This is a genomic window from Burkholderia sp. Bp9016 (genome assembly GCF_003857765.1).
Taxonomy (GTDB): Bacteria; Pseudomonadota; Gammaproteobacteria; order Burkholderiales; family Burkholderiaceae; genus Burkholderia.
Genome location: NZ_QTPY01000002.1, coordinates 334,460 through 356,940, shown reverse-complemented (window position 1 = coordinate 356,940; position 22,481 = coordinate 334,460). Strand labels below are relative to the sequence as shown.

The window sequence follows — 22,481 nt, the reverse complement described above, 5'->3', positions numbered from 1 at the left end:
CGGAATCCGAAGACCGCCGCCCGCTCAGGTCGCGGGCAGCGCCCATGGTGCATGCGCGAAATGTTCGGCGAGGAAGTCGAGCAGCACCGTCACGCGAGCGGCGCGCAGCATGCCGGGCGGCGTGACGAGGTTGACGTTGATGTCCGCGATCTTCCAGTCACGCATCACTTCCTCGAGTTCGCCGCGCTGCATCGCGTCCCACACCAGGAACTCGGGCTGCAGCGCGAGGCCGTGGCCGGCGACGAGCGCGGGGACGATCACGTCGGCGTTGTTGGTGCGGATGCGTCCGTGCACGTTCACGCCGAAGTCCTCGCCCGAGGCCGGGAGGCGAAAGCGCCAGTGTTCGGGCGTCGGCAGGTTCGTGTAGGTGAGGCAAACGTGCTGTTCGATGTCGCGCGGATGCGTGGGCCGGCCGTGCCGGTCGAGATACGAGGGCGACGCGACGAGCGGGCGGCGCACCGCGCACAGCCGGCGCGAGCGCAGCGACGAATCGCTGAGCTCGGCGATGCGGATCGCGACGTCGAAGCCGCCGGACACGATGTCGACGATGTGATCGGTCAGCACGAGGTCGATGTCGACGCGCGGATAGCGCTCGAGAAACGCGGGCAGCAGCGGCGACAGATGGCGCAGCCCGAACGACATCGGCGCGTTCACGCGCACGAGGCCGTGCGGTTCGAGTGCTTGCGCGGTCGCTTCGCTCTCGATCAGCTCGGCGTCGGCGAGCAGGCGGATCGCGCGGTCGCGCAGCAGTTCGCCGGTGGGCGTGAGCGACAGCTTGCGCGACGTGCGGTACAGCAGCATCGCGCCGAGGCGCTTTTCGAGGCGCGCGATCGCCTTCGATACGGTCGGTTGCGATATGCCGAGCAGTTCCGCGGCTTTCGCGAACGAGCCCGTCTCCGCGACGCGCGCAAAGATGGCCCAGGCTTCGAGGTCAGGAAGGGTTTGCATGGTCGGACAGAGTGGCAGGAATGCGAAGTGAATGTGGCGGCAGCGAATCGAGCAGCCGTTGCGATGCGGATCATTCTAATCCGGCCGGGAGGAAAAATCGTTATGGAATCTTATCTATTGTCACTGTCCGCCGGCATGCTGATCGGCGTCGTGTACAGCGTGATCAGGGTGCGCTCGCCTGCGCCGCCGCTGATCGCGCTGATCGGCCTCGCCGGCATGTTGATCGGCGCACAGGCCATCGGCCCCGTCCGTCACTGGCTCGGCTTCTGACCACATCGAGGACACACCATGAACGCAACCGATACTCAACCGGATCTCATCCTGCACAGCGGGCGCATCACGACGCTCGATCGTGCGAACCCCGTCGCGACTGCCGTCGCGATCAAGGACGGCCGCTTCGTCGCGGTCGGCAGCAACACCGACATCATGCCGCTCGCGGGCCGCGCGACGAAGGTGATCGATCTCGACGGGCGCCCGGTGCTGCCGGGCCTGATCGACAACCACACGCACGTGATTCGCGGCGGGCTGAACTACAACCTCGAGCTGCGCTGGGACGGCGTGCGCTCGCTCGCGGTCGCGATGGAGATGCTCGAGCAGCAGGTCGCGATCACGCCGGCGCCGCAATGGGTGCGCGTGGTCGGCGGCTTCGCCGAGCATCAGTTCGCGGAGAAGCGCCTGCCGACGATCGACGAACTCAATGCGGTCGCGCCCGATACGCCGGTGTTCATCCTGCACCTGTATGACCGTGCGCTGCTGAACGCGGCCGCGCTGCGCGTCGTCGGCTATACGAAGGACACGCCGGAGCCGCCGGGCGGCACGATCCTGCGCGACGAGACGGGCAACCCGACGGGCCTGCTGCTCGCGAACCCGAACGCGTCGATCCTCTATGCGACGCTGGCGAAGGGGCCGAAGCTGCCGTTCGAATATCAGTACAACTCGACGCGTCACTTCATGCGCGAGCTGAACCGGCTCGGCGTGACCGGCGTGATCGACGCCGGCGGCGGCTCGCAGAACTATCCCGACGATTACGAAGTGATCCGCAAGCTGCACGATGCGGGCGAGATGACGGTGCGCATCGCATACAACCTGTTCACGCAGAAGCCGAACGCGGAGAAGGAAGACTTCGTGAACTGGACGAAGAGCGTCAAGTATCACGACGGCACCGACTATTTCCGCAACAACGGCGCGGGCGAGATGCTGGTGTTTTCCGCGGCCGATTTCGAGGACTTCCGCGTCGCGCGTCCGGACCTGCCCGCGCAGATGGAAGACGATCTCGAAGGCGTCGTGCGCGTGCTCGCGCAGAACCGCTGGCCGTGGCGCATGCATGCCACCTACGACGAAACGATCAGCCGCGCGCTCGACGTGTTCGAGAAAGTGAACCGCGATATTCCGCTCGACGGGCTGAACTGGTTCTTCGATCATGCGGAAACGATCTCCGAGAAGTCGATGGACCGGATCGCCGCGCTCGGCGGCGGCGTTGCGGTGCAGCACCGGATGGCGTACCAGGGCGAGTACTTCGTCGAGCGCTACGGCGCGCAGGCAGCGGAAGCGACGCCGCCTGTCGCGAAGATGCTCGGCAAGGGGCTCAAGGTATCGGCCGGCACCGACGCGACTCGCGTCGCGTCGTACAACCCGTGGGTGTCGCTCGCATGGCTCGTGACGGGCAAGACGGTCGGCGGGATGCGCATGTATCCGCAGCGCAACCTGCTCGATCGCGAAACCGCGTTGCGCATGTGGACCGAGTACGTGACCTGGTTCTCGAACGAGGAAGGCAAGAAAGGGCGCATCGCGGTCGGGCAGCTCGCCGACCTGGTCGTCCCGGATCGCGATTTCTTCACATGTGCGGAGGACGATATCGTCGACACGACTGCATTGCTGACGATCGTGGGCGGCCGGATCGTGTGGGGCGCCGGGCCGTTTTCGTCGCACGACGCGCCGATTCCGCCCGCGATGCCGGACTGGTCGCCGGTGCGCGCGTACGGCGGTTACGGCGGCTGGGGCGCGACGCAACGCGACGGCGCACCGCTCCAACGGGCCGCGGCCGCCGCGATGTGCGGCTGCGCAAGCGCGTGCAACGTGCACGGCCACGCACATGCGGGCGCGTGGGGCCGCGCGTTGCCGACCTCGGACGCGAAGGGCTTCTGGGGCGCGTTCGGCTGTTCGTGCTGGGCGGTCTGACATGACGACGCGCACCGTCTACGGCAACCCGGCATGGGTTCGTGCGCTGCTGTCGCAGCCGTGGGCCTTGCCGCTCGCGCGCCTGGCGCTGGTGTCCGCCTTTCTGATCGGCGGCGTCGCGAAGGCGCTCGATTTCGACGGCGCGGTCGCGGAGCAGGCGCACTTCGGCCTGCATCCGGCCGCGCTGTGGGCGGTGCTCGCAATCGCGGTCGAGATCGGCGGCTCGCTTTGCGTAGTGTTTCGCCGCTTCACGTGGCTCGGCGCCGGCAGCCTCGGCATGCTGACGCTCGTCGCGATGGTCGTGGCAAATGATTTCTGGAATCGCTCGGGCGCCGGGCATTTCATGGCGCTCAACAGCTTTTTCGAGCATCTCGGGCTGATCGCGGCACTCGTGCTGGCGACCGTGCTCGACGATGCGCAGCACGCGGCCGACGACGGCCGCTCCATTCGATGACGATGCAACAACCAGGGAATCCCGTGATGAAATCCATTCGTTCAGTGCTGCTTGCCGCGATGATCGCGGGCGGCCTCGCCGTCGCGCCGGCGGCTTTCGCGAAGCCGCCGGTCGCGAAGGCCGTCGCGACGCCCGCGATCGCGGTCGGCCCGCAGTACGACACGACGCACGTGTGCGTCGCGCCGGAAGATTTCGACCGCTTCACCGACAGCTTCGTCGCGACGTTCGGCGGCAAGAAGTCGAAGCAGGGCGTGTTCCAGGTCACGCCGACGCCGAGCCAGACGATGTCGCAGCTCGTGCTCACGCCGGTCGGCACGGTGTCGGTGTTCGGCTTCAAGACGCCGATTCCGTATCCGTTCTGCTCGGAGCGCACCGGCTACCTCGTCACCGACCTCGACGTCGCGATGAAGTCGGCGCGTGCGCACGGCGCGGACGTGGTCGTCGACACGTTTCCCGATCCGATCGGCCGCGACGCGATCATCCGCTGGCCGGGCGGCGTGAACATGCAGCTCTACTGGCATACGCAGGCGCCGAACTACGACGCGCTGCAGACGGTGCCGGAGAACCGCGTGTACGTGTCGCCGGAACGCGCGGACGTGCTGGTGCGCGACTTCGTCGCGTTCTCGCACGGCAAGGTCGTGTCGGACGCGCGCAAGGCGCCCGGCGTCGAAATCGGCCGGCCGGACGATACGTATCGCCGCATCCGCATCGAGTCGGGCTTCGGCAAGCTGACGGTGCTCGTGACCGACGGCCATCTGCCTTACCCGTTCGGCCGCGAGATGACGGGCTACGAAGTGGCCGATCTCGCCGCGACGCTGAAGCAGGCCGAAGCCGCGGGCGTGACCGTGCTCGTGCCGCCGTTCGCGTCGGACGGCCGCGAAGCGGCGCTCGTGCAGTTCCCGGGGGGCTACGTCGCCGAGATCCACGCGAGCGCGGCACGATGAAGCACGAGGACACGCTCCTTGCCGCGGTGGCCGGCTTCGTCGACACGCTGAGCTTCGTCGCGCTGTTCGGGCTGTTCACCGCGCACGTGACCGGCAACTTCGTGTTGATCGGCGCGGGCATCGCGGGGTTCGGCCAGGGCGTCGTGCTGAAACTGAGCGTGTTTCCGGCGTTCGTGTGCGGCGTGATCGCCAGCAGCCTGATCGCGCGCTCGATGTCCGCGCGGCCGGCGTGGCAGGGCACGCGCGCGCTGCACGCGGTGCAGGCCGTGCTGCTGCTCGGTTTCTGCGCGGCCGGCGTATGGGCGTCGCCCGTCACGCAGCCCGACAGCCTGCCGGCGCTCGTGGCCGGCATCGTCGGCACGTTCGCGATGGGCGTGCAGAATGCGCACCCGCGCGTGATCCCGCGTGCCGGCGTGCCGAACACCGTGATGACCGGCAACGTGACGCAGGCGATCCTCGACGTCGTCGACATGCTGTCGGCCGGCACGGCCGACAGCGCGCGTGCGGCCGCGCGCGCGCGCTTCGGCAAGATGCTGCCGGCCATCGTCGCGTTCGCGCTCGGTGCGGCAGGTGGTGCACTCGGGTTTCGTCAGGTCGGATTCTGGGCGCTGCTCGTGCCCGTCGGCGCGCTTGCGCTGCTCGCGACGTGCGCGGCGCAAGCGGCCGGCACCGTCAAGCAGGAGCACGCATGATCCCGTTGACACAGGGAAGATACCGCAGCCGCCACGCCGATCGGGCCGCAGGCCTGTCGATCGTCGTGGGGCTGCTGTTCGCAGGCGCCGACGCGGCGTTCGCGCAAGCGGTGGCAACGTCGACATCGACGTCCACACCGGCATCCGCGGCCGACGGCACGGTTTCGACCTGCACCGCCAGGCGGCCGACCGTGCTGTTCAACCGCTGGCAGGAAGACTGGTCGGTGCTCGCGAATCCGTGCGTGCCGCGCCAGCCGCTCGACGGGCTGAAATACATGCCGCTCGGCAACGATCCGGCATCCTATCTGTCGCTTGGCATGAACCTGCGCGAGCGGCTTGAAACCAACAACGCGCAGCTGTTCGGGATCGGCTCCGCGCAATCGGATACGTATCTGATCCAGCGCGTCGAAGTGCATGCCGATGCGCATCTCGGCCAGCACTGGCAGTTCTTCGCGCAGTTGCAGGACGCGCGTGCTTACGGCAAGAACACGGTGTCGCCGGTCGACCGGAACCCGCTCGATCTCGAACAGGCGTTCGCGGCCTACACGGGCGCGCTCGGCGGCGGCACGGTCAAGTTCCGCGTCGGCCGGCAGGAAATGGCGTTCGACCTGCAGCGCTTCATTGCCGCGCGCGACGGTCCGAACGTGCGGCAGGCGTTCGATGCGGTCTGGGCCGACTACGAATACGGGAAATGGCGCTTCATCGGCTATGCGACGCAGCCGGTGCAGAACCGCAACGCGTCCGATTTCGACGACGTGTCGAATCGCGATCTCACGTTCAGCGGCCTGCGCTTCGAGCGGCAGTCGGTCGGGCCCGGCGACCTGTCCGGCTACTGGTCGCGCTACAACCGCACCAACGCGCGTTACCTCGATGCGAGCGGCCCAGAGCGTCGCGACGTATGGGACCTGCGCTACAGCGGCACGCAGGGGCGCTTCGACTGGGATCTCGAAACGATGCTGCAGTCCGGCACCGTCGGCAACAGCACGATCGGCGCGTGGGCCGTCGGTTCGATCGCGGGCTACAAGCTCGATGCGCCGTGGTCGCCGCACATCGCGCTGCAGGTCGATGCGGCGTCGGGCGACCGGCACCCGGGAGACGGCCGCGTCGGCACGTTCAACCCGCTGTTCCCGAACGGCTACTACTTCACGCTCGCCGGCTATACGAGTTACGCGAACCTGATTCACGTGAAGCCGTCCGTGACGCTGAAACCGTCGGCGAACCTGTCGCTGCTCGGCGCGCTGGGCTTCCAGTGGCGCGAGACGACCGGCGATGCCGTCTATCAGCAGCCGAACATACCGGTCCCGGGCACGGCGGGCAAGGGCGGTCTGTGGACGGGCATGTACGTGCAGTTGCGCGCGGACTGGACCATCGCCGCGAACCTGATCGGATCGATCGAGGCCGTGCATTTCCAGGTCGGCGACGCGATCCGGCAGGCGGGCGGACACAACGCCGACTATGCGGGCGTCGAGCTGAAGTATGGGTGGTAGCGCGCGGGCCGCAGCGCGTGCGCCGTCGAATGCGCGCCCGATGCAGGGTGTCGGATGAATGCGCGCGTGCAGGTGCTCGCCTATTCTGACGAGGTGCTGATCGTGCGCTGGCTGGCGCCGGGCGGCGCGGAACAGCGCTGGACGTCCGGGCGGGCATGCCGTTCGGGCCACTGCGCGCTGTCTGGCGAAAAGATCGTGTGCGGCGACGCCGTCTTCAGCCCGCGCGGGCGTGCGCCGGTCGATCCGAATGCGATGATCCTGGCCGCGGCGCTCGGCAGTCTGCGCGCGCCGACGGTGCGTCCGCAGGTGCAGGTGCTGGAGCGCTCGGCGCAGTTGCTGGTCGTGCGCTGGGTCGAACCGGGGCGTGCGCACTTCGGCGAGCAGCACTGGAAGCCCGGACGCGCGCGGCATGCGGGTGTCTGCGCGCTGACGGGGGCGCGGATTGCATGCGGGGATGACGTGTTCCGCCCGAGCGGACGGCCGATGCCACCGAATTCCGGCGCGATGATTCTGGCCGTCGCACTCGATGGCGCCGACTTCGCGCCTGCCTGAGCGGGGCGCGGGCACGACGCCGAACATGCCGGGGTGACGCGCGCTTGCAGAACGAACGAAGGGCGGCCCAAGCCGCCCTTCGTCATTGGCGGCCGGCATCGCGCCGGCCGTTCCTGGCCGTACCGTTACGGGTTCGGCGACAGCGTGAGCGCGTTCGTCAGGTCGCCCATCGGTTGCGCGCCGTTTGCCTTCAGCGCGTCGTCGCGCTGCTGCAGGCCCGCGAGGCGCGGCAGCGAGAAGCGGCGCGTGATGAAGCGCAGGATCGACGCCGTGTCGTATTGCGTGTGGTCGACGAAGCCCTTCTTCGCGTACGGCGACACGATCAGCGCCGGAATCCGTGTGCCCGGACCCCAGCGATCGCCCTTCGGCGGCGACACGTGATCCCAGAAGCCGCCGTTTTCGTCGTAGGTGACGACCACGACCATGTTCTTCCACTGCGGGCTTGCCTGCAGGTGCGCGAGCACGGTCGCGATGTGCTGGTCGCCGCTCGCGACGTCCGTATAGCCCGGGTGTTCGTTCAGGTTGCCCTGCGGCTTGTAGAACGCGACTTGCGGCAGCGTGCCCGCGTCGATCGCCTTGATGAATTCGCTGCCGTCGGTGCCGCCGTCGAGCAGGTGCTGCGCGCGGCTCGTGCTGCCCGGCGCCTGGTTCGCGTAGTAGTTGAACGGCTGGTGGTGCGGCTGGAAGTTCGGCGCCGTCATGTTCGGGCCGTAGATCACGTTCGCCGTGCCGCTTTGCGCGGCCTGCAGCGCCTGGTTCCACGCGCCGCCGTACCATGCCCACGACACGCCCGCATTGGTCAGCAGGTCGCCGATGTTCTGTTGCGTCTGCGGCGGCAGCGTCGTCGCGGCCGACGGGTCGGCGAGGTTCGGGTCGCCGCCCGATGCGGCCTTGTTGCCGCTCGGCTGGTACGGCGGCTGCATCGTGTTGATCGCGTAGAAGTCCGGCGTCAGGTTGCCCGAGTTCACGAACTTCGGAATGCCGTCGAGCGCGGACGCCGGCGAATTGCTCGCGAGCTGCAGCGACTTGCCGTCTGCCGCGACGGCCGAGATCGAGCCGGACGCCGGGCTCTTGTCGGCGTTCGCATAGAACGGCGCGCACGCGCAGATCAGGTACTGGTGGTTCAGGAACGAGCCGCCGAACGCGCCCATGAAGAAGTTGTCGGCGAGCGTGTATTGCTGCGCGATCTTCCACAGTGGCAGCTTCGTCGCGTCGGGCGTGTAGTGGCCCATCACGAGGCCGCCGGAGTCGGCCCATGCGGCGAACATGTCGTTCTTGCCGCCGTTGATCTGCATCTGGTTCTCGTAGAAGCGGTGATACAGGTCGCGCGTCGTCACGCTCATCGACGTGTTGAACCCGTTCGGGTCGTCGATCGCGAACGGTGCGTTCGGCAGGTTGGCCGTCATCGCTTCGGTCACGGCCGGCGTCACGCCCTTCGCGGTCAGGCCGCCCCAGACCTTCGGCAGCGTCGCGAGCGGCTGGCCGTTACGGTCTTTTTGCTGCGCGCTGGCAGCCGTCACGTTCTGCAGGCCGTTCGCGCCCGGGAAGTTGCCGTACAGGTTGTCGAAGCTGCGGTTTTCCGCATAGATCACGACGACGTTCTTCACCGTCGACAGGCCTTGCGGCTGCACGTCGTCGCCGCCGCAGGCGGTGAGGGCCGCCGCCGCGGCAACGGCGATCGGCGTAAAGCGAATCCAGGCGTGGGTTTTCATGCGTTGTACTCTCATCTCTCTTGTCGCGTGGGGGACCGGAGCATCGGTGTGCGGCCGGTTCTCGAAGATGACCGTCGCGTGTCCGGCTGTAAGCATTTTGAGGGCGCGATTTGACAGGCGAGTGTAGGCGTCCTTTCGATTTGCTGTCGGTGTGGCGTCATGGAATGGTCATGCGGCTGACATAAACTCCGGCCGCTCATGAACCCACTTTCCTTCGAATCGATGAAGCCTCGCCAACCGGCAGCCGGCGCATTTGCGCGCTCGCGGCTGCATCTGACCGGCGCGCTCGTGCTGGCCACCGCGCTCGTAACCCTTGCCGGCTGTGACGCGCAGCCGGGTGCCGGCACGCCGGCCGCACCGGTTGCGAGCGCATCCAGCGCATCGGGTGCCGTACAACCGGTTGCGTCCGCAACGATCGATGCGAGCGGCCCGGTGGTCGCCGTGAATCAGCCGCAGACCCGTGCGCAAGTTTACGAAGGCGTGCGCCGGATGACGGCGCTCGGCAAGCAACTTTTCTTCGACCCTACGCTGTCAGGTTCCGGCAAGCTTGCATGCGCGTCGTGTCACAGCCCCGAGCACGCGTTCGGGCCGCCGAACGGGCTGGCCGTGCAACTGGGCGGCGACGACATGAAGCGTTCGGGTTTCCGCGCGGTGCCGTCGCTCAAGTACCTGCAGGGCGTGCCGCAATTCACCGAGCACTTCCACGACTCCGACGACGAAGGCGACGAGAGCGTCGATGCCGGCCCGACCGGCGGCCTCACGTGGGACGGCCGCGTCGACACGGGCGCCGAGCAGGCGCGCATTCCGCTCACATCGCCATTCGAGATGAACAGCACGCCCGCGAAGGTCGCGCAGGCCGTGAAGGCCGCGCCGTATGCGGACGAGTTTCGCGCGGTGTTCGGCGTGAAGGTGCTTGACGACGACGCCAGCACGTTCAAGGCCGTGCTGCGCGCGCTCGAGACGTTCGAGCAGACGCCCGAGCTGTTCTCGCCCTATACGAGCAAGTACGACGCGTACCTCGCGGGCCGAGCACCGCTCACGCCGGCCGAATTGCGCGGGCTGCGGCTTTTCAACGACGAGAAGAAGGGCAATTGCGCGAGCTGCCACATCAGCCAGCGCGCGCTCGACGGCACGCCGCCGCAGTTCAGCGACTTCGGCCTGATCGCGATTGCGGTGCCACGCAACCGCGCATTGCCGGTCAATCGCGATCCGCGCTTCCACGATCTCGGCGCATGCGGCCCCGAGCGTACCGACCTGAAGGGCCGCGACGAATTCTGCGGGCTGTTCCGCACGCCGTCGCTGCGCAATGTCGCGCTGCGCAAGACGTTCTTCCACAACGGCGTGTATCACTCGCTCGAGGACGTGATGCGCTTCTACGTCGAGCGCGATATCCACCCGGAGAAGTTCTATCCGGTGGTGCACGGCAAGGTGCAGATCTACGACGACCTGCCGAAGCGCTACTGGCCCAACATCAACCGCGAGCCGCCGTTCGACCGCAAGCGCGGCGATGCACCCGCGCTGAATGCGGCCGAGATCAAGGACGTGATCGCGTTCCTTGACACGCTGACTGACGGATATCAACCGGCGGCCGCGTCGGCTGCGCACTAGAACACGGCCCTTGCGGCACGCATGCTATGCTCGCTGGCTGACAGGCGTGGCGCGTGCCGGAGGGCCGGCCCCCGGTTCGCCGGCCGTGCGCCACGCCGTTCGATCGAACATCCAAGGAGAACAACACATGTCGATGCGTGCATCTGTTTCCGTCGTTACGCGCGTGCTGGCCGGCGCCGCGCTTGCAGCCGCGATGCTGCCCGTTCATGCGCAAAGCAACCTGGGCTTCCTGAACGACACGCCCCTGACGTACTTCAGCAAGACCGACCGTGCGTCGCTGACCCAGGCCGTCGCGCAGGTGCGAGACGAAGGCAAGGACGGCGAGACCACGACGTGGCAGAGCAGCGGCCGCGGCACGCAGATCGATGCGAAGCTCACGCCCTCGACGTCCGAGAGCGACGGCAAGACCTGCCGCGAGATCGCCACCGAAATCGCTGCGAAGGGCCAGACGATGACGCTCAAGCCGGTCTTCTGCAAGACCGCCGCGGGCAAGTGGCAGTTGCAGAAGCGCTGAGCGCACGTGCAATGACGCGCAGCGGTGCGCCGCGCACGCCGCGTACGGTATCGTGCGGCGTCGTGATTCTCGATGCGGCCGGACGTGTGTTCCTCGCGCATGCGACGGATACCACGCACTGGGACATCCCGAAGGGGCAGGGCGAGCCCGGCGAGGCGCCGGTCGATGCCGCGCTACGGGAGCTGCGCGAGGAAACCGGCATCGAATTCGCGCCCGCGCGGCTGCTCGATCTCGGCCGCTTCGCCTATCGTCACGACAAGGATCTGCACCTGTTCGCGGTGCGGGTCGCGGACGACGAAATCGACCCTGCGCACTGCACATGCACGTCGCTGTTTCCAAGCCGTCGCGACGGCTCGCTGATCCCGGAGATGGACGCGTATCGCTGGACCGCGCCGGGCGACGTCGATGCGTATGCGAGCCGTAGCCTCGCGCGGCTGTTTCGTACGACGTTGCCACTCGCGGAGTTGCATCGGCAGTTGACCGGCGCTTGAGCGCCGGATGCTCGCTGCCGCCGCGATCGTCGGCACGCAATAAAAAACCGGCCCGCAGGCCGGTTTCTTATTGTCGCGCACCGGGAGCCTCGTGGCCCGCGTCGCGCGCGGAGCAGGCCGTCAGGCCGGCTTGCCCCAGCTGTCGCGCAGCCCGACGATCCGGTTGAACACCGGCTTGCCTGGCTTCGAATCGACGCGGTCGGCGACGAAATAGCCGTGACGCTCGAACTGCAGACGCGTTTCCGGTGCGACGTCGCCGGCGCCCGGTTCGACATAGGCCTGCGTGACCTTCTTCGAGTCCGGGTTCAGCGCATCGAGGAAGTTCGCGCCGCCCGCGTCCGGATGCGGCTCCTTGAACAGCCGGTCGTAGATTCGCACTTCGGCCGCCTGCGCATGCTTCGCGCTGACCCAGTGGATGTTGCCCTTGACCTTGTAGTTGTTCGCGCCTTCGGTGCCCGATTTGCTGTCCGGGAAGTAGTTGCAGTGCACGGCCGTCACGTTGCCGTCGGCGTCCTTGTCGAAGCCCGTGCATTCGATCACGTAGCCGTAGCGCAGACGCACCTTGTTGCCCGGGAACAGGCGGAAATAGCCCTTCGGCGGGTTCTCGACGAAGTCCTCGCGCTCGATCCACAGCTCGCGCGAGATCGGGAACGTGCGCACGCCGCGCTCCGGATGGTGCGGATGCACGGGGGCCGTGCACGCTTCCTCGAGGTCCTCCGGATAGTTGTCGATCACGAGCTTCAGCGGATCGAGCACGGCGACCGTGCGCGCGGCCTTGTCGTCGAGGTCGTCGCGCAGCGCGCCTTCGAACACGCTCATGTCGATCCACGAATCGACCTTCGTCACGCCAATACGCTCGCAGAACAGATGGATGCTCTCCGGCGTGAAGCCGCGGCGGCGGATCCCGACGATCGTCGGCATGCGCGGGTCGTCCCAGCCTTCGACGTGGCCTTCGGTCACGAGCTGCAGCAGCTTGCGCTTGCTGGTGATCGCGTACGTGAGGTTCAGTCGCGAGAATTCGATCTGTTGCGGCAGCGGACGCGTGAACATGCCGGCTTCCGCAAGCTCGTTCAGCACCCAGTCGTACAGCGGGCGGTGATCCTCGAACTCGAGCGTGCACAGCGAATGCGTGATGCCTTCGAGCGCATCCGAGATGCAGTGCGTGTAGTCGTACATCGGATACACGCACCACGCGTCGCCGGTGCGGTAGTGGTGCGCGTAGCGGATCCGGTAGATCACCGGGTCGCGCATGTTCATGTTCGGCGAAGCCATGTCGATCTTCGCGCGCAGCACGTGCTCGCCTTCCTTGAACTCGCCGGCCTTCATCCGGCGGAACAGGTCGAGGTTTTCCTCGGGCGAGCGCTCGCGGAACGGTGACGGCTTGCCGCCTTCGGTCAGCGAACCGCGGTTCGCGCGCATTTCTTCGGCGCTCTGGCTGTCGACGTACGCCTTGCCGCGCTGGATCAGCAGCTCGGCGAACTCGTACAGCTTGTCGTAGTAGTCGCTCGCGAAATACTGGTGATCGACCGCGTCCTTGCGCCAGTCGAAGCCGAGCCAGCGTACCGCGTCGACGATCGAGTCGACGTATTCGACGCTTTCCTTTTCGGGGTTCGTGTCGTCGAAGCGCAGGTGGCACACGCCGCCGTAGTCGCGCGCGACGCTGAAGTTCAGGCAGATGCTCTTCGCGTGGCCGATGTGCAGATAGCCGTTCGGCTCGGGCGGGAAGCGCGTCTCGACACGCCCGCCCCATTTGCCGGTGCGGTTGTCGTCGTCGATGATGTTGCGGATGAAGTTGGAAGCCGCGGGGGCGTCGTTGCGTTCGGTGCTCATGCGGTTGGCGTCAGGTTGTGTCGGCGCGTCGCGCCGGTTTAATCCTGCAATTCTACCTGACCGGGGTCCGTCCCGCGCGGGTTGCGGCATGGCGCGAGCCGCGCGGGGAGGTGTGGCGCAATATCTCGATAGTGTGTCGGCTGTAACACGACGTAAATCGGATTGCCGTCGCCGTTCGGGTTTTCCTATGATGGCCTTACCGATTCAATGCCGCCATTCGTAATTTTTGCCTGGCGGGAGGAAGCCAACAATCATGATGAAGAAGACCACTTTTCTCGTTCGTACCGCGGTAATCGTCGCGGCCTTGTCGCAACTCGGCGCATGCGCGATGACGCATACGCAGCGTAATGCCGGTATCGGCGCGGCCGCGGGCGGCGCGCTCGGCTACCTGATCACGGGCGGCCCGGTCGGCACGGTCGCCGGCGCGGCAGCAGGCGGCCTGGTCGGCGCCGGCGTGCGCTGACCGAAGCCGGCGCGCATGAGCGCCGGCCGGTCGTGATGGCGTTTGAGGCCCATCGCGACCCGTTCATTCCCCGCACACCCATTCTGCGATTCTTCCGCGATTCGACAGGCAGCCTCAGGGAGGGCGGGTGTGCGACACTTCGTCGACCTCACATAACGATACCCTTGGTCGACGAATCTTCCATGAGCGATTCTCTCGTTTTCGTGCTGCCGGGCTACGGCAACTCCGGCCCGCTCCACTGGCAAAGCCGCTGGGAGCGCGCCGACGCGCGCTTCGTGCGCGTCGCGATGCCCGACTGGGACCATGCGTCGCGCAACGGCTGGTGCCTCGCGCTCGACCGCGCGGTCCAAGCCGCACCGGGGCCCGTGACGATCGCCGCGCACAGCCTCGGCACGCTGACCGCCGCGTGGTGGGCGACCCGCTATGCGCGGCCGGCCGCGCTCGCGAAGGTGCGCGGCGCGCTGCTCGTCGCGTTGCCCGATCCTGCGGGGCCGGCGTTTCCGACCGACGCGCACGGCTTCGGACCGGTGCCGCACGAACGACTGCCGTTTCCGACCTGCGTCGTCGCGAGCAGCGACGATCCGTACGGTTCGATCGCGTTCGCGCGCGGCTGCGCGCATGCCTGGGGCAGCACCTTCCGCGACCTCGGCCCGCACGGCCACATCAACGCGGACAGCGGGCTCGGCGACTGGCCGGCCGCGCGCGACTGGCTCGACGCGCTTGCGCGTTAGCCTGTGGAAGTCGGTATTCGTCACGATTAGTCGGCGTCGGCGAGTCGGCGTGAGTTCGCGTCGACCAGTCAGCAAACCGGTCCGCTCGTCGCCGGCGACGTCCGCGCACATCACCGCGCGTGCCCGACAGGCGCCGCGCGGCTGCCGTGCCGGTGCGATCAGATTGCCTGCTTCGCCTTCAACGCGGCGATCCGCGCATCGTCGTAGCCGAGCATGTCGCGCAGCACGTCTTCCGTCTGCGCGCCGAGCAGCGGCGGGGCGGTGCGCGCGTCGGGCGGTGTCGCGCTCATCCGGATCGGATTGCGTACGAGCTTCACGTCCGCGCCGCACGGGTGCGGCAACGACACCTGCATCCCGCGCGCAATCACCTGTTCGTTGTCGAACACCTCGTCGAGTGCGTTGATCGGCCCGCACGGCACGCCGGCCGCTTCGAGGGCGGCGATCCAGTGCGCCTTGCCGAGGGTCTTCACCATCGCCGCGAGTATCGGCACCAGCGTGTCGCGATGACGCACGCGCGCCGGGTTCGTCGCGAACCGCTCGTCGTCCGCCAGCTCGGGGCGGCCGCCGGCTTCGACGAACTTGCGGAATTGCCCGTCGTTGCCGACCGCGACGATGATCCACCCGTCGCTCGTCTGGAACGTCTGGTACGGCACGATGTTCGGATGCGCGTTGCCCCAGCGCACCGGCGCCTTGCCGCTCGCGAGGAAGTTGGTGTTCATGTTCGCGAGCAACGCGACCTGCACGTCGAGCAGCGCCATGTCGATATACTGGCCTTCGCCCGTGCGGTCGCGGTGCGCGAGCGCGGCGAGCACGGCGATCGTCGAATAGAGGCCCGTCGCGAGATCGGCGATCGCAACGCCGGCCTTTTGCGGGCCGCCGCCCGGCTCGCTGTCGCGCTCGCCGGTGATGCTCATGAAGCCGCCGATCCCCTGCACGATGAAGTCGTAGCCCGCGCGGTGCGCGTACGGGCCGGTCTGGCCGAAGCCCGTGACCGAGCAGTAGACGAGATCGGGCTTCACCGCGCGCAGCGATTCGTAATCGAGCCCGTACTTCTTCAGTTGCCCGACCTTGTAGTTCTCGAGCACGACGTCGCTCTGCGCGGCGAGTTCGCGCACGATCTGCTGGCCCTCGGGCGTCGCGATGTCGACCGTCACCGAGCGCTTGTTGCGGTTCGCGGCGAGGTAGTACGCGGCCTCGGCCGTATCGGCGCCCGCCGCGTCCTTCAGGTACGGCGGCCCCCAGTGGCGCGTGTCGTCGCCGGCGCCGGGGCGCTCGACCTTGATCACGTCGGCGCCGAAATCGGCAAGCGTCTGCGCGCACCACGGGCCCGCGAGCACGCGGGTGAGGTCCAGCACGCGGATATGGCTCAGGGCACCCATCGTCGAATCGTCTCCTTTCGTGGCTCGCCCGGCCGGAGCGGGGCGGATTGGCATGCCGAGCATCTTAAGGCGAATCGGCCGCGCAGGTGGCCCAGGCCGCTCGTCCGGCCGGGCGGGCCGCTGCCGTCTGGGGCGGCAGTCTCTATCGTATAATCGATCGTTTACGATATTTGCCCGCCGTGCGTCCGCGAGGACGGCCGGCGTTTGAAGCCGCTCAGCCAGACATTCCCCGCACGCCATGAAAGCTGCCGAAATCCGCGAGAAATTCCTTAAATTCTTCGAATCGAAGGGCCACACGATCGTCCGCTCGTCGAGCCTCGTGCCCGGTAACGACCCCACGCTGATGTTCACGAACTCGGGCATGGTCCAGTTCAAGGACGTGTTCCTCGGCACGGACCCGCGTCCGTACTCGCGCGCCACCACGGCGCAGCGCAGCGTGCGCGCGGGCGGCAAGCACAACGACCTCGAGAACGTCGGCTATACGGCGCGCCACCACACGTTCTTCGAGATGCTCGGCAACTTCTCGTTCGGCGACTACTTCAAGCACGACGCGATCCGCTTCGCGTGGGAACTGCTGACCACGGTCTACCAGCTGCCGAAGGAAAAGCTGTGGGTCACCGTCTACCAGGAAGACGACGAAGCGTACGACATCTGGGCGAAGGAAGTCGGCGTGCCGACCGAGCGGATCATCCGGATCGGCGACAACAAGGGCGCGCGCTACGCGTCGGACAACTTCTGGACGATGGGCGATACCGGCCCGTGCGGCCCGTGTACCGAAATCTTCTACGACCACGGCCCGGAAGTGTGGGGCGGCCCGCCGGGATCTGCCGAGGAAGACGGCGATCGCTACATCGAGATCTGGAACCTCGTGTTCATGCAGTTCAACCGCGACGCGCAGGGCAACATGACGCGCCTGCCGAAGCAGTCGGTCGACACCGGCATGGGCCTCGAGCGCCTGGCCGCGGTGCTGCAGCACGTGCACAGCAACTACGAGATCGACCTGTTCCAGAACCTGATCAAGGCCGCCGCGCGCGTGACCGAGATCAGCGACCTCACGAACAACTCGCTGAAGGTGATCGCCGATCACATCCGCGCATGCTCGTTCCTGATCGTCGACGGCGTGATCCCCGGCAATGAAGGCCGCGGCTACGTGTTGCGCCGCATCGTGCGCCGCGCGATCCGCCACGGCTACAAGCTCGGCCGCAAGGGTTCGTTCTTCCACAAGCTGGTGGCCGATCTCGTCGCCGAGATGGGCGCGGCGTACCCGGAACTGAAGGAAGCCGAACAACGCGTGACCGACGTGCTGCGCCAGGAAGAAGAGCGCTTCTTCGAGACGATCGAGCACGGGATGTCGATCCTCGAAGCCGCGCTGGCCGACGTCGAGGCGAAGGGCGGCAAGGTGCTCGACGGCGAGCTCGCGTTCAAGCTGCACGACACGTACGGCTTCCCGCTGGATCTGACGGCCGACGTGTGCCGTGAGCGCGGGATGACGGTCGACGAGCCGGCGTTCGACGACGCGATGGCGCGTCAGCGCGAGCAGGCGCGCGCGGCCGGCAAGTTCAAGGCCGCGCAGGGCCTCGAATACACGGGCGCGAAGACCACCTTCCACGGTTACGAGGAAATCGCGTTCGACGACGCGAAGGTCGTCGCGCTGTACGTCGACGGCGCGTCGGTCAACGAAGTGAAGGCCGGCCAGAATGCGGTCGTCGTGCTCGACCACACGCCGTTCTATGCGGAGTCGGGCGGCCAGGTCGGCGACCAGGGCGTGCTCGCGAACGCCGCGACGCGCTTCGCGGTGGCCGACACGCTGAAGGTGCAGGCCGACGTGATCGGCCATCACGGCACGCTGGAGCAGGGCACGCTGAAGCTCGGCGACGTGCTGCGCGCGGAAATCGACGCGCACCGCCGCGCCCGCACGCAGCGCAACCATTCGGCGACCCACCTGATGCACAAGGCGCTGCGCGAGGTGCTGGGCGCGCACGTGCAGCAGAAGGGCTCGCTCGTCGACGCGGAGAAAACCCGCTTCGACTTCGCGCACAACGCACCGATGACCGACGACGAAATCCGTCGCGTCGAGCAGATCGTCAACGACGAAATCCTCGCGAACGCGCCGGGCATCGTGCGCGTGATGCCGTACGACGAAGCGGTGAAGGGCGGCGCGATGGCGCTGTTCGGCGAGAAGTACGGCGACGAAGTGCGCGTGCTCGATCTCGGCTTCTCGCGCGAACTGTGCGGCGGCACGCACGTGCATCGCACCGGCGACATCGGCTTCTTCAAGATCGTCGTCGAAGGCGGCGTCGCGGCCGGCATCCGCCGTATCGAGGCGATCACCGGCGACAACGCGGTGCGCTACGTGCAGGAACTCGACGCGCGCGTGAACGAAGCGGCCGCCGCGCTGAAGGCTCAGCCGTCGGAACTCGCGCAGCGTATCGCGCAGGTGCAGGATCAGGTGAAGTCGCTCGAGAAGGAACTGGGCGCGCTGAAGTCGAAGCTCGCATCGAGCCAGGGCGACGAGCTCGCCCAGCAGGCCGTCGAAGTCGGCGGTGTGTACGTGCTGGCCGCGACGCTCGACGGCGCGGATGCGAAGACGCTGCGCGAAACGGTCGATAAGCTGAAGGACAAGCTGAAGAGCGCGGCGATCGTGCTGGCGGCCGTCGAAAGCGGCAAGGTCAGCCTGATCGCGGGCGTCACGCCCGACGCGAGCAAGAAGGTCAAGGCCGGCGAGCTCGTGAACTTCGTCGCGCAGCAGGTCGGCGGCAAGGGCGGCGGCCGTCCGGACATGGCGCAGGCAGGCGGCACGGAACCGGCGAACCTGCCGGGCGCGCTCGCGGGCGTCAAGGGCTGGGTCGAAGCGCGTCTTTGATCGTCGCGGCCGATGCGGTGCGGTCTCGCTGACCGCATCGCGTTCGATGAAAAACGACCCGATCGGCGTTGGCCGGTCGGGTCGTTTCGTTTTGGGGGCGGGGCGGGGTAGGGTGGCATGCGCGGCGAACGCGCGCCGCTCGCCCGAACCGCCGGCTCAGACCGGTACCACTGACGGCGTGCTGGCCGGATCGGCTGCCTGCTGCGAGGCGTGCGCGGCGTCGCCAAGCGCATCGCGCAGCGCGGCGAGCGCCGCCGACGCATACCCGTGCCGCCACGCGAGCAGCGTATCGATCCCCTCGAGTTCGGCGATCGTGTGCGCGGCGACGTTGCCGGTCTCGGGCTGCAGGTCGAGCACCGAGCGCGGCGCGACCGCGATCCCCGCGCCGGCCGCGACGCACGCGACGATCGCGTGATACGAGCCGAGTTCGAGCACCCGCGCGGGTTTCATCCCGCATTGCGCATACCATTGCTCGACGTATTTCCGGTACGTGCAGCCGCGCTCGAATGCGATCAGTGTCGGCAGGATCACGTCGCGCGGCGTACGCACCGGCGGATGGCCGCGCGGGGTCAGCAGCACCAGGTCCTCACGGTAGATCGGCACGGTCTCGAACGTGTCGGGCAGCGTGTCGGGCGCGGGCGGCCGCGCGAACAGCGCCGCATCGATCTCGAAATCGCGCACCTTGTCGATCAGCCAGCCGGTCGTGCCGGTGACGAGCTCCAGCGACACGTCGGGCCACGCATGGTGATAGCGCGCGAGCACGGTCGGCAGGCGGCTCGCGGCCGTGCTTTCCATCGTGCCGAGCCGCAGCCGCCCGCGCGGCGTGTCCTCGCGCACTGCGTCGCGCGCCTCGTCGGCTAGCGCGAGCAGCCGTTCCGCGTACGGCAGCAGCGTGTGGCCGGCCGGCGTGAGCACGAGCCGGCGGCCGTCGCGCACGAACAGCGCCGCGCCCAGTTCCTCTTCGAGCTGCTTGATGCGTGTCGTCACGTTCGACTGCACACGATTGAGCTTCGCCGCCGCGCGCGTCACGCCGTTTTCGCGCACGACGGCCCGGAAAATCGCCAGCGCCGCCAGATCCATGATTCTCTCCAGGAGATAATTTGGTTCTTGATTATTCATTTTTCAAGAACATTTGGTCAAGCTACGATACAGGCATTCCGATTCCCGTTCCGGCCGGCGCGCGCTGCGCGCGGCCCATGCCGCCATGTCCCGTTCCGATGCTCCGAGCGCCGCTCCCGGCGCGCACCTGTCCGACGATGCCGACCGCCGTGCGCGCACGGCCGCGCTTGCCTGCATGATCGGGCTGGCGGTCGCGCTCGGTGTCGGCCGCTTCGCGTTCACGCCGCTCCTGCCGCTGATGCTCGCCGACGGCTCGATCGGCCTGAAGGCCGGCAGCTGGCTCGCGTCGGCGAACTACGCCGGCTATTTCGTCGGCGCGGTCAGCTGCGCGGCCCTGAAGATCGCGCCCGCGCGGATGGTGCGCGCCGGGCTCGCCGCCACGGTGCTGCTGACCGCCGCGATGGGCGTCGGTCATCTGCTGCCCGTCTGGCTCGTCGTGCGCTTCGTCGCGGGTGTCGTCAGCGCGTGGACGTTCGTATTCGTGTCGCAATGGGGGTTGCGGCGGCTGGCGGAGCTGCACGCGCCCGAGTGGAGCGGGGTGATCTACGCGGGGCCGGGCGTCGGGATCGTGCTCACGGGGCTGATCGGCAGCGCGCTGGCCGGACACCGCGCGGCGCCCGGCTGGCTGGGCTTCGCGGCGTTGTCGGCGGTGCTGTCCGTCGCGATCTGGCGCATCTTCGGCGATGCGCCGGCCGTCGCCGGGCAGCCGGCCGCGTCCGCGCGGCATGCGGCTGCCGCAGTCGCGCCGGCCGATGCGCGACGCCATCGGGCCGATGCCGCGTGGCTCGTCGTGCTGTACGGGATGCCAGGCTTCGGCTACATCATCACCGCGAGGTTCCTGCCGGTGATCGCGCGCGCCGCGCTGCCGGCCGGCTCGCCGTGGCCGGACCTGTTCTGGCCGATGTTCGGCGCGGCGCTGATCGTCGGCGCGATCGCCGCCGCGCGGCTGCCCGGCCACTGGGACAACCGGCTGCTGCTCGCGGCCGGCTGTGCGACGCAGGCGCTCGGCATCGCGGCGGGCATCGTGTGGCCGAACGCGGCCGGTTTCTCGGTCGGCAGCGCGCTGCTCGGGCTGCCGTTCACCGCGATCACGCTGTTCGCGATGCGCGAAGCGCGCCGGCTGCATGGCGAGCGCGCGGCCGGGCTGATGGGCTATGCGACCGCGTCGTACGGGGTCGGGCAGATTCTCGGCCCGCTCGTCGCGGCGCCGCTCGCCGCGCACTTCGGGTCGTTCTCGCCCGCACTGTGGGTTGCGGCGGTTGCGCTGCTGGTCGGCGCGGCCGGTTTCGCGGCGACCGCCGCAAGCGGACGCGCGCGACCCTGACGGCGTCGGGGCCGGATCATCCGCGGCGCGGCAAACTCGCTAGAATGAAGCCTTTCCAGCGCCGAGCGGGCGCACCGGGCGGCCTGCATGCGGCCGCCGGACGCTCGCCAGATCCCCGTCGATGACCACTGCCGACTACCGTTTTTGCCCGCGCTGCGCGCGCCCGCTGACCGAGCGCGCCGATCCCGACCACGAGGGCAGCCGCGTCCGCCAGGCGTGCCCGGACGAAGTATGCGGCTACGTGCACTGGAACAATCCGCTGCCGGTGGTCGCCGCGATCGTCGAGCTCGACGGCAAGATCCTGCTAGCGCGCAACGCGGCGTGGCCCGAAGGGATGTTCGCGCTGATCACCGGCTTCCTCGAGAACGGCGAGACGCCCGAGGACGGCATCGCGCGCGAAGTGTTCGAGGAAACCGCGCTGAAGGCCGAGCAGGTCACGCTGGTCGGCGTCTATGAATTCATCCGCAAGAACGAACTGATCGTCGCGTACCACGTGCGCGCATCGGGTACCGTCGCGCTGTCGCCGGAGCTGCTCGAATACCGGCTCGTCGATCCGCCGCTGCTGCGCCCGTGGCGCGCCGGCACCGGCTACGCGCTCGCCGACTGGATGCGCGCGCGCGGCCTCGATTTCGAATTCGTCGATCGAGCGGGGCAGTGACCGCTCGCCCGGCTTCCGCCATTCCATCCGCGGCGCCGCTGCAGCCTGCCGTTCGCCGGCGCGCGTCGCCATCCCCGTCCTGACCGCCATCGCCATGTCCGACAAGCCGCAGCCGCGTTCGCGCGACGCCTATCCCCACTTCCTGCCGATCACGACCCGCTGGATGGACAACGACGTCTACGGGCACGTGAACAACGTCGTCTACTACAGCTACTTCGACACCGTCGTGAACGCGTACCTGATCCACGCGGGCGTGCTCGACGTCGAGCACGGGCAGACGATCGGGCTGGTGGTCGAGACCCAGTGCAACTACTTCGCGCCGCTCGTGTTTCCGCAGTCGGTCGACGCGGGGCTGCGCGTCGCGAAGCTCGGCACGTCGAGCGTGCGCTACGAGATCGGGCTGTTCGCGGCCGGGCAGACGTCGCCGGCCGCGCAGGGGCATTTCGTGCACGTGTACGTCGATCGCGGCACGCGCCGCCCGGTGCCGCTGCCGGACGCGCTGCGCGCGGCGCTCGAACCGCTCGCCCGCTGACA

General features: G+C 68.0%; 21 protein-coding genes and 1 pseudogene. 17 read left to right on the top strand and 5 right to left on the bottom strand.

Translation table 11 applies throughout. The features are described from left to right. Window positions 1–24: 24 nt before the first annotated feature. Complete coding sequence (locus tag DIE13_RS04080; protein WP_124825934.1) at window positions 25–948, bottom strand: LysR family transcriptional regulator; 924 nt, start codon at window positions 946–948, stop codon at window positions 25–27. Between the two features lie 102 nt (window positions 949–1,050). On the opposite strand from DIE13_RS04080, the gene DIE13_RS04075 reads away from it, so the two are divergent. From DIE13_RS04075 to DIE13_RS33250, 8 genes and pseudogenes are all read left to right on the top strand, one after another. Further along, window positions 1,051–1,218 (top strand): DUF1427 family protein, encoded by a 168-nt coding sequence (locus DIE13_RS04075; RefSeq protein ID WP_124825933.1) that lies wholly within the window; start codon window positions 1,051–1,053, stop codon window positions 1,216–1,218. Between the two features lie 18 nt (window positions 1,219–1,236). After that, window positions 1,237–3,126, top strand: coding sequence for an amidohydrolase (locus DIE13_RS04070; RefSeq protein ID WP_124825932.1), 1,890 nt, complete (start codon window positions 1,237–1,239; stop codon window positions 3,124–3,126). Between the two features lies 1 nt (window position 3,127). After that, window positions 3,128–3,580, top strand: coding sequence for a DoxX family protein (locus DIE13_RS04065; protein WP_124825931.1), 453 nt, complete (start codon window positions 3,128–3,130; stop codon window positions 3,578–3,580). Between the two features lie 26 nt (window positions 3,581–3,606). Further along, window positions 3,607–4,524 (top strand): VOC family protein, encoded by a 918-nt coding sequence (locus tag DIE13_RS04060; protein ID WP_124825930.1) that lies wholly within the window; start codon window positions 3,607–3,609, stop codon window positions 4,522–4,524. After that, a complete protein-coding gene (locus DIE13_RS04055; protein WP_124825929.1) occupies window positions 4,521–5,216 on the top strand; it encodes a YoaK family protein in 696 nt (231 codons plus the stop codon). Before DIE13_RS04060 ends, DIE13_RS04055 begins: the two co-directional genes overlap by 4 nt. Continuing rightward, window positions 5,213–6,703, top strand: coding sequence for an alginate export family protein (locus DIE13_RS04050; RefSeq protein ID WP_124825928.1), 1,491 nt, complete (start codon window positions 5,213–5,215; stop codon window positions 6,701–6,703). Before DIE13_RS04055 ends, DIE13_RS04050 begins: the two co-directional genes overlap by 4 nt. Window positions 6,704–6,757: 54 nt before the next feature. Continuing rightward, window positions 6,758–6,961 (top strand): annotated as a pseudogene (locus tag DIE13_RS33255) (DUF3331 domain-containing protein); the annotation flags it as partial. Further along, window positions 6,956–7,255: a DUF3331 domain-containing protein gene (locus DIE13_RS33250; protein ID WP_233409971.1), complete on the top strand. Its 300-nt coding sequence runs from the start codon at window positions 6,956–6,958 to the stop codon at window positions 7,253–7,255. The pseudogene DIE13_RS33255 and the gene DIE13_RS33250, both read left to right, overlap by 6 nt. 125 nt (window positions 7,256–7,380) lie before the next feature. Here DIE13_RS33250 and DIE13_RS04040 read toward each other — a convergent pair whose 3' ends face one another. Further along, complete coding sequence (locus tag DIE13_RS04040) at window positions 7,381–8,982, bottom strand: acid phosphatase (RefSeq protein ID WP_390679161.1); 1,602 nt, start codon at window positions 8,980–8,982, stop codon at window positions 7,381–7,383. A gap of 207 nt (window positions 8,983–9,189) precedes the next feature. Between DIE13_RS04040 and DIE13_RS04035 the strand changes: the two genes are divergently transcribed. From DIE13_RS04035 to DIE13_RS04025, 3 genes are all read left to right on the top strand, one after another. Continuing rightward, a complete protein-coding gene (locus DIE13_RS04035) occupies window positions 9,190–10,575 on the top strand; it encodes a cytochrome-c peroxidase (protein WP_124825925.1) in 1,386 nt (461 codons plus the stop codon). Window positions 10,576–10,702: 127 nt separating this feature from the next. Further along, the gene (locus DIE13_RS04030; protein WP_124825924.1) at window positions 10,703–11,089 is read left to right on the top strand and encodes a hypothetical protein; all 387 of its coding nucleotides are present in this window, start codon (window positions 10,703–10,705) and stop codon (window positions 11,087–11,089) included. An 11-nt stretch (window positions 11,090–11,100) separates the two neighbouring features. Continuing rightward, on the top strand, window positions 11,101–11,580 hold the full coding sequence (locus tag DIE13_RS04025) for an NUDIX hydrolase (protein WP_124825923.1): 480 nt from the start codon (window positions 11,101–11,103) through the stop codon (window positions 11,578–11,580). A 120-nt stretch (window positions 11,581–11,700) separates the two neighbouring features. Here the strand turns inward: DIE13_RS04025 and DIE13_RS04020 are convergent, their stop codons facing one another. After that, window positions 11,701–13,410: a glutamine--tRNA ligase/YqeY domain fusion protein gene (locus DIE13_RS04020; RefSeq protein ID WP_124825922.1), complete on the bottom strand. Its 1,710-nt coding sequence runs from the start codon at window positions 13,408–13,410 to the stop codon at window positions 11,701–11,703. Between the two features lie 253 nt (window positions 13,411–13,663). Between DIE13_RS04020 and DIE13_RS04015 the strand changes: the two genes are divergently transcribed. After that, entirely contained in the window at window positions 13,664–13,873 is a 210-nt protein-coding gene (locus DIE13_RS04015) for an ornithine acetyltransferase (protein WP_006497729.1), read from the top strand. A 182-nt stretch (window positions 13,874–14,055) separates the two neighbouring features. Next, window positions 14,056–14,604 (top strand): alpha/beta hydrolase, encoded by a 549-nt coding sequence (locus DIE13_RS04010; RefSeq protein ID WP_124825921.1) that lies wholly within the window; start codon window positions 14,056–14,058, stop codon window positions 14,602–14,604. A 158-nt stretch (window positions 14,605–14,762) separates the two neighbouring features. On the opposite strand, the gene DIE13_RS04005 is transcribed toward DIE13_RS04010, so the two are convergent. Next, complete coding sequence (locus DIE13_RS04005) at window positions 14,763–15,983, bottom strand: CaiB/BaiF CoA-transferase family protein (RefSeq protein ID WP_124825920.1); 1,221 nt, start codon at window positions 15,981–15,983, stop codon at window positions 14,763–14,765. Window positions 15,984–16,221: 238 nt separating this feature from the next. Here DIE13_RS04005 and alaS point away from each other — a divergent pair, with 238 nt between their 5' ends. Beyond that, on the top strand, window positions 16,222–18,846 hold the full coding sequence (alaS, locus tag DIE13_RS03995; RefSeq protein WP_124825919.1) for an alanine--tRNA ligase: 2,625 nt from the start codon (window positions 16,222–16,224) through the stop codon (window positions 18,844–18,846). 156 nt (window positions 18,847–19,002) lie between these two features. On the opposite strand, the gene DIE13_RS03990 is transcribed toward alaS, so the two are convergent. Then, entirely contained in the window at window positions 19,003–19,926 is a 924-nt protein-coding gene (locus DIE13_RS03990) for a LysR family transcriptional regulator (RefSeq protein ID WP_124825918.1), read from the bottom strand. A 124-nt stretch (window positions 19,927–20,050) separates the two neighbouring features. Here DIE13_RS03990 and DIE13_RS03985 point away from each other — a divergent pair, with 124 nt between their 5' ends. The 3 genes from DIE13_RS03985 (at window position 20,051) to DIE13_RS03975 (ending at window position 22,479) form a co-directional block, all read left to right on the top strand. Continuing rightward, window positions 20,051–21,289, top strand: a complete 1,239-nt coding sequence (locus DIE13_RS03985; protein ID WP_124825917.1) for a YbfB/YjiJ family MFS transporter — start codon at window positions 20,051–20,053, stop codon at window positions 21,287–21,289. Between the two features lie 121 nt (window positions 21,290–21,410). Beyond that, window positions 21,411–21,947: an NUDIX domain-containing protein gene (locus tag DIE13_RS03980; protein ID WP_124825916.1), complete on the top strand. Its 537-nt coding sequence runs from the start codon at window positions 21,411–21,413 to the stop codon at window positions 21,945–21,947. A gap of 94 nt (window positions 21,948–22,041) precedes the next feature. Then, the gene (locus DIE13_RS03975; RefSeq protein ID WP_124825915.1) at window positions 22,042–22,479 is read left to right on the top strand and encodes a thioesterase family protein; all 438 of its coding nucleotides are present in this window, start codon (window positions 22,042–22,044) and stop codon (window positions 22,477–22,479) included. The last annotated feature ends 2 nt before the right edge of the window (window positions 22,480–22,481 follow it).

Coding starts and splice junctions, on each gene's coding strand:
- DIE13_RS04010 (WP_124825921.1), top strand. CDS start 14,056: ATGAGCGATTCTCTCGTTTTCGTGCTGCCGGGCTACGGCAACTCCGGC.
- DIE13_RS03985 (WP_124825917.1), top strand. CDS start 20,051: ATGTCCCGTTCCGATGCTCCGAGCGCCGCTCCCGGCGCGCACCTGTCC.
- DIE13_RS04080 (WP_124825934.1), bottom strand. CDS start 948: ATGCAAACCCTTCCTGACCTCGAAGCCTGGGCCATCTTTGCGCGCGTC.
- DIE13_RS04050 (WP_124825928.1), top strand. CDS start 5,213: ATGATCCCGTTGACACAGGGAAGATACCGCAGCCGCCACGCCGATCGG.
- DIE13_RS03980 (WP_124825916.1), top strand. CDS start 21,411: ATGACCACTGCCGACTACCGTTTTTGCCCGCGCTGCGCGCGCCCGCTG.
- DIE13_RS04055 (WP_124825929.1), top strand. CDS start 4,521: ATGAAGCACGAGGACACGCTCCTTGCCGCGGTGGCCGGCTTCGTCGAC.
- alaS (WP_124825919.1), top strand. CDS start 16,222: ATGAAAGCTGCCGAAATCCGCGAGAAATTCCTTAAATTCTTCGAATCG.
- DIE13_RS04040 (WP_390679161.1), bottom strand. CDS start 8,982: ATGAGAGTACAACGCATGAAAACCCACGCCTGGATTCGCTTTACGCCG.
- DIE13_RS04075 (WP_124825933.1), top strand. CDS start 1,051: ATGGAATCTTATCTATTGTCACTGTCCGCCGGCATGCTGATCGGCGTC.
- DIE13_RS04065 (WP_124825931.1), top strand. CDS start 3,128: ATGACGACGCGCACCGTCTACGGCAACCCGGCATGGGTTCGTGCGCTG.
- DIE13_RS04060 (WP_124825930.1), top strand. CDS start 3,607: ATGAAATCCATTCGTTCAGTGCTGCTTGCCGCGATGATCGCGGGCGGC.
- DIE13_RS03975 (WP_124825915.1), top strand. CDS start 22,042: ATGTCCGACAAGCCGCAGCCGCGTTCGCGCGACGCCTATCCCCACTTC.
- DIE13_RS04020 (WP_124825922.1), bottom strand. CDS start 13,410: ATGAGCACCGAACGCAACGACGCCCCCGCGGCTTCCAACTTCATCCGC.
- DIE13_RS33250 (WP_233409971.1), top strand. CDS start 6,956: ATGATCCTGGCCGCGGCGCTCGGCAGTCTGCGCGCGCCGACGGTGCGT.
- DIE13_RS04030 (WP_124825924.1), top strand. CDS start 10,703: ATGTCGATGCGTGCATCTGTTTCCGTCGTTACGCGCGTGCTGGCCGGC.
- DIE13_RS03990 (WP_124825918.1), bottom strand. CDS start 19,926: ATGGATCTGGCGGCGCTGGCGATTTTCCGGGCCGTCGTGCGCGAAAAC.
- DIE13_RS04015 (WP_006497729.1), top strand. CDS start 13,664: ATGATGAAGAAGACCACTTTTCTCGTTCGTACCGCGGTAATCGTCGCG.
- DIE13_RS04070 (WP_124825932.1), top strand. CDS start 1,237: ATGAACGCAACCGATACTCAACCGGATCTCATCCTGCACAGCGGGCGC.
- DIE13_RS04035 (WP_124825925.1), top strand. CDS start 9,190: ATGAAGCCTCGCCAACCGGCAGCCGGCGCATTTGCGCGCTCGCGGCTG.
- DIE13_RS04005 (WP_124825920.1), bottom strand. CDS start 15,983: ATGGGTGCCCTGAGCCATATCCGCGTGCTGGACCTCACCCGCGTGCTC.
- DIE13_RS04025 (WP_124825923.1), top strand. CDS start 11,101: ATGACGCGCAGCGGTGCGCCGCGCACGCCGCGTACGGTATCGTGCGGC.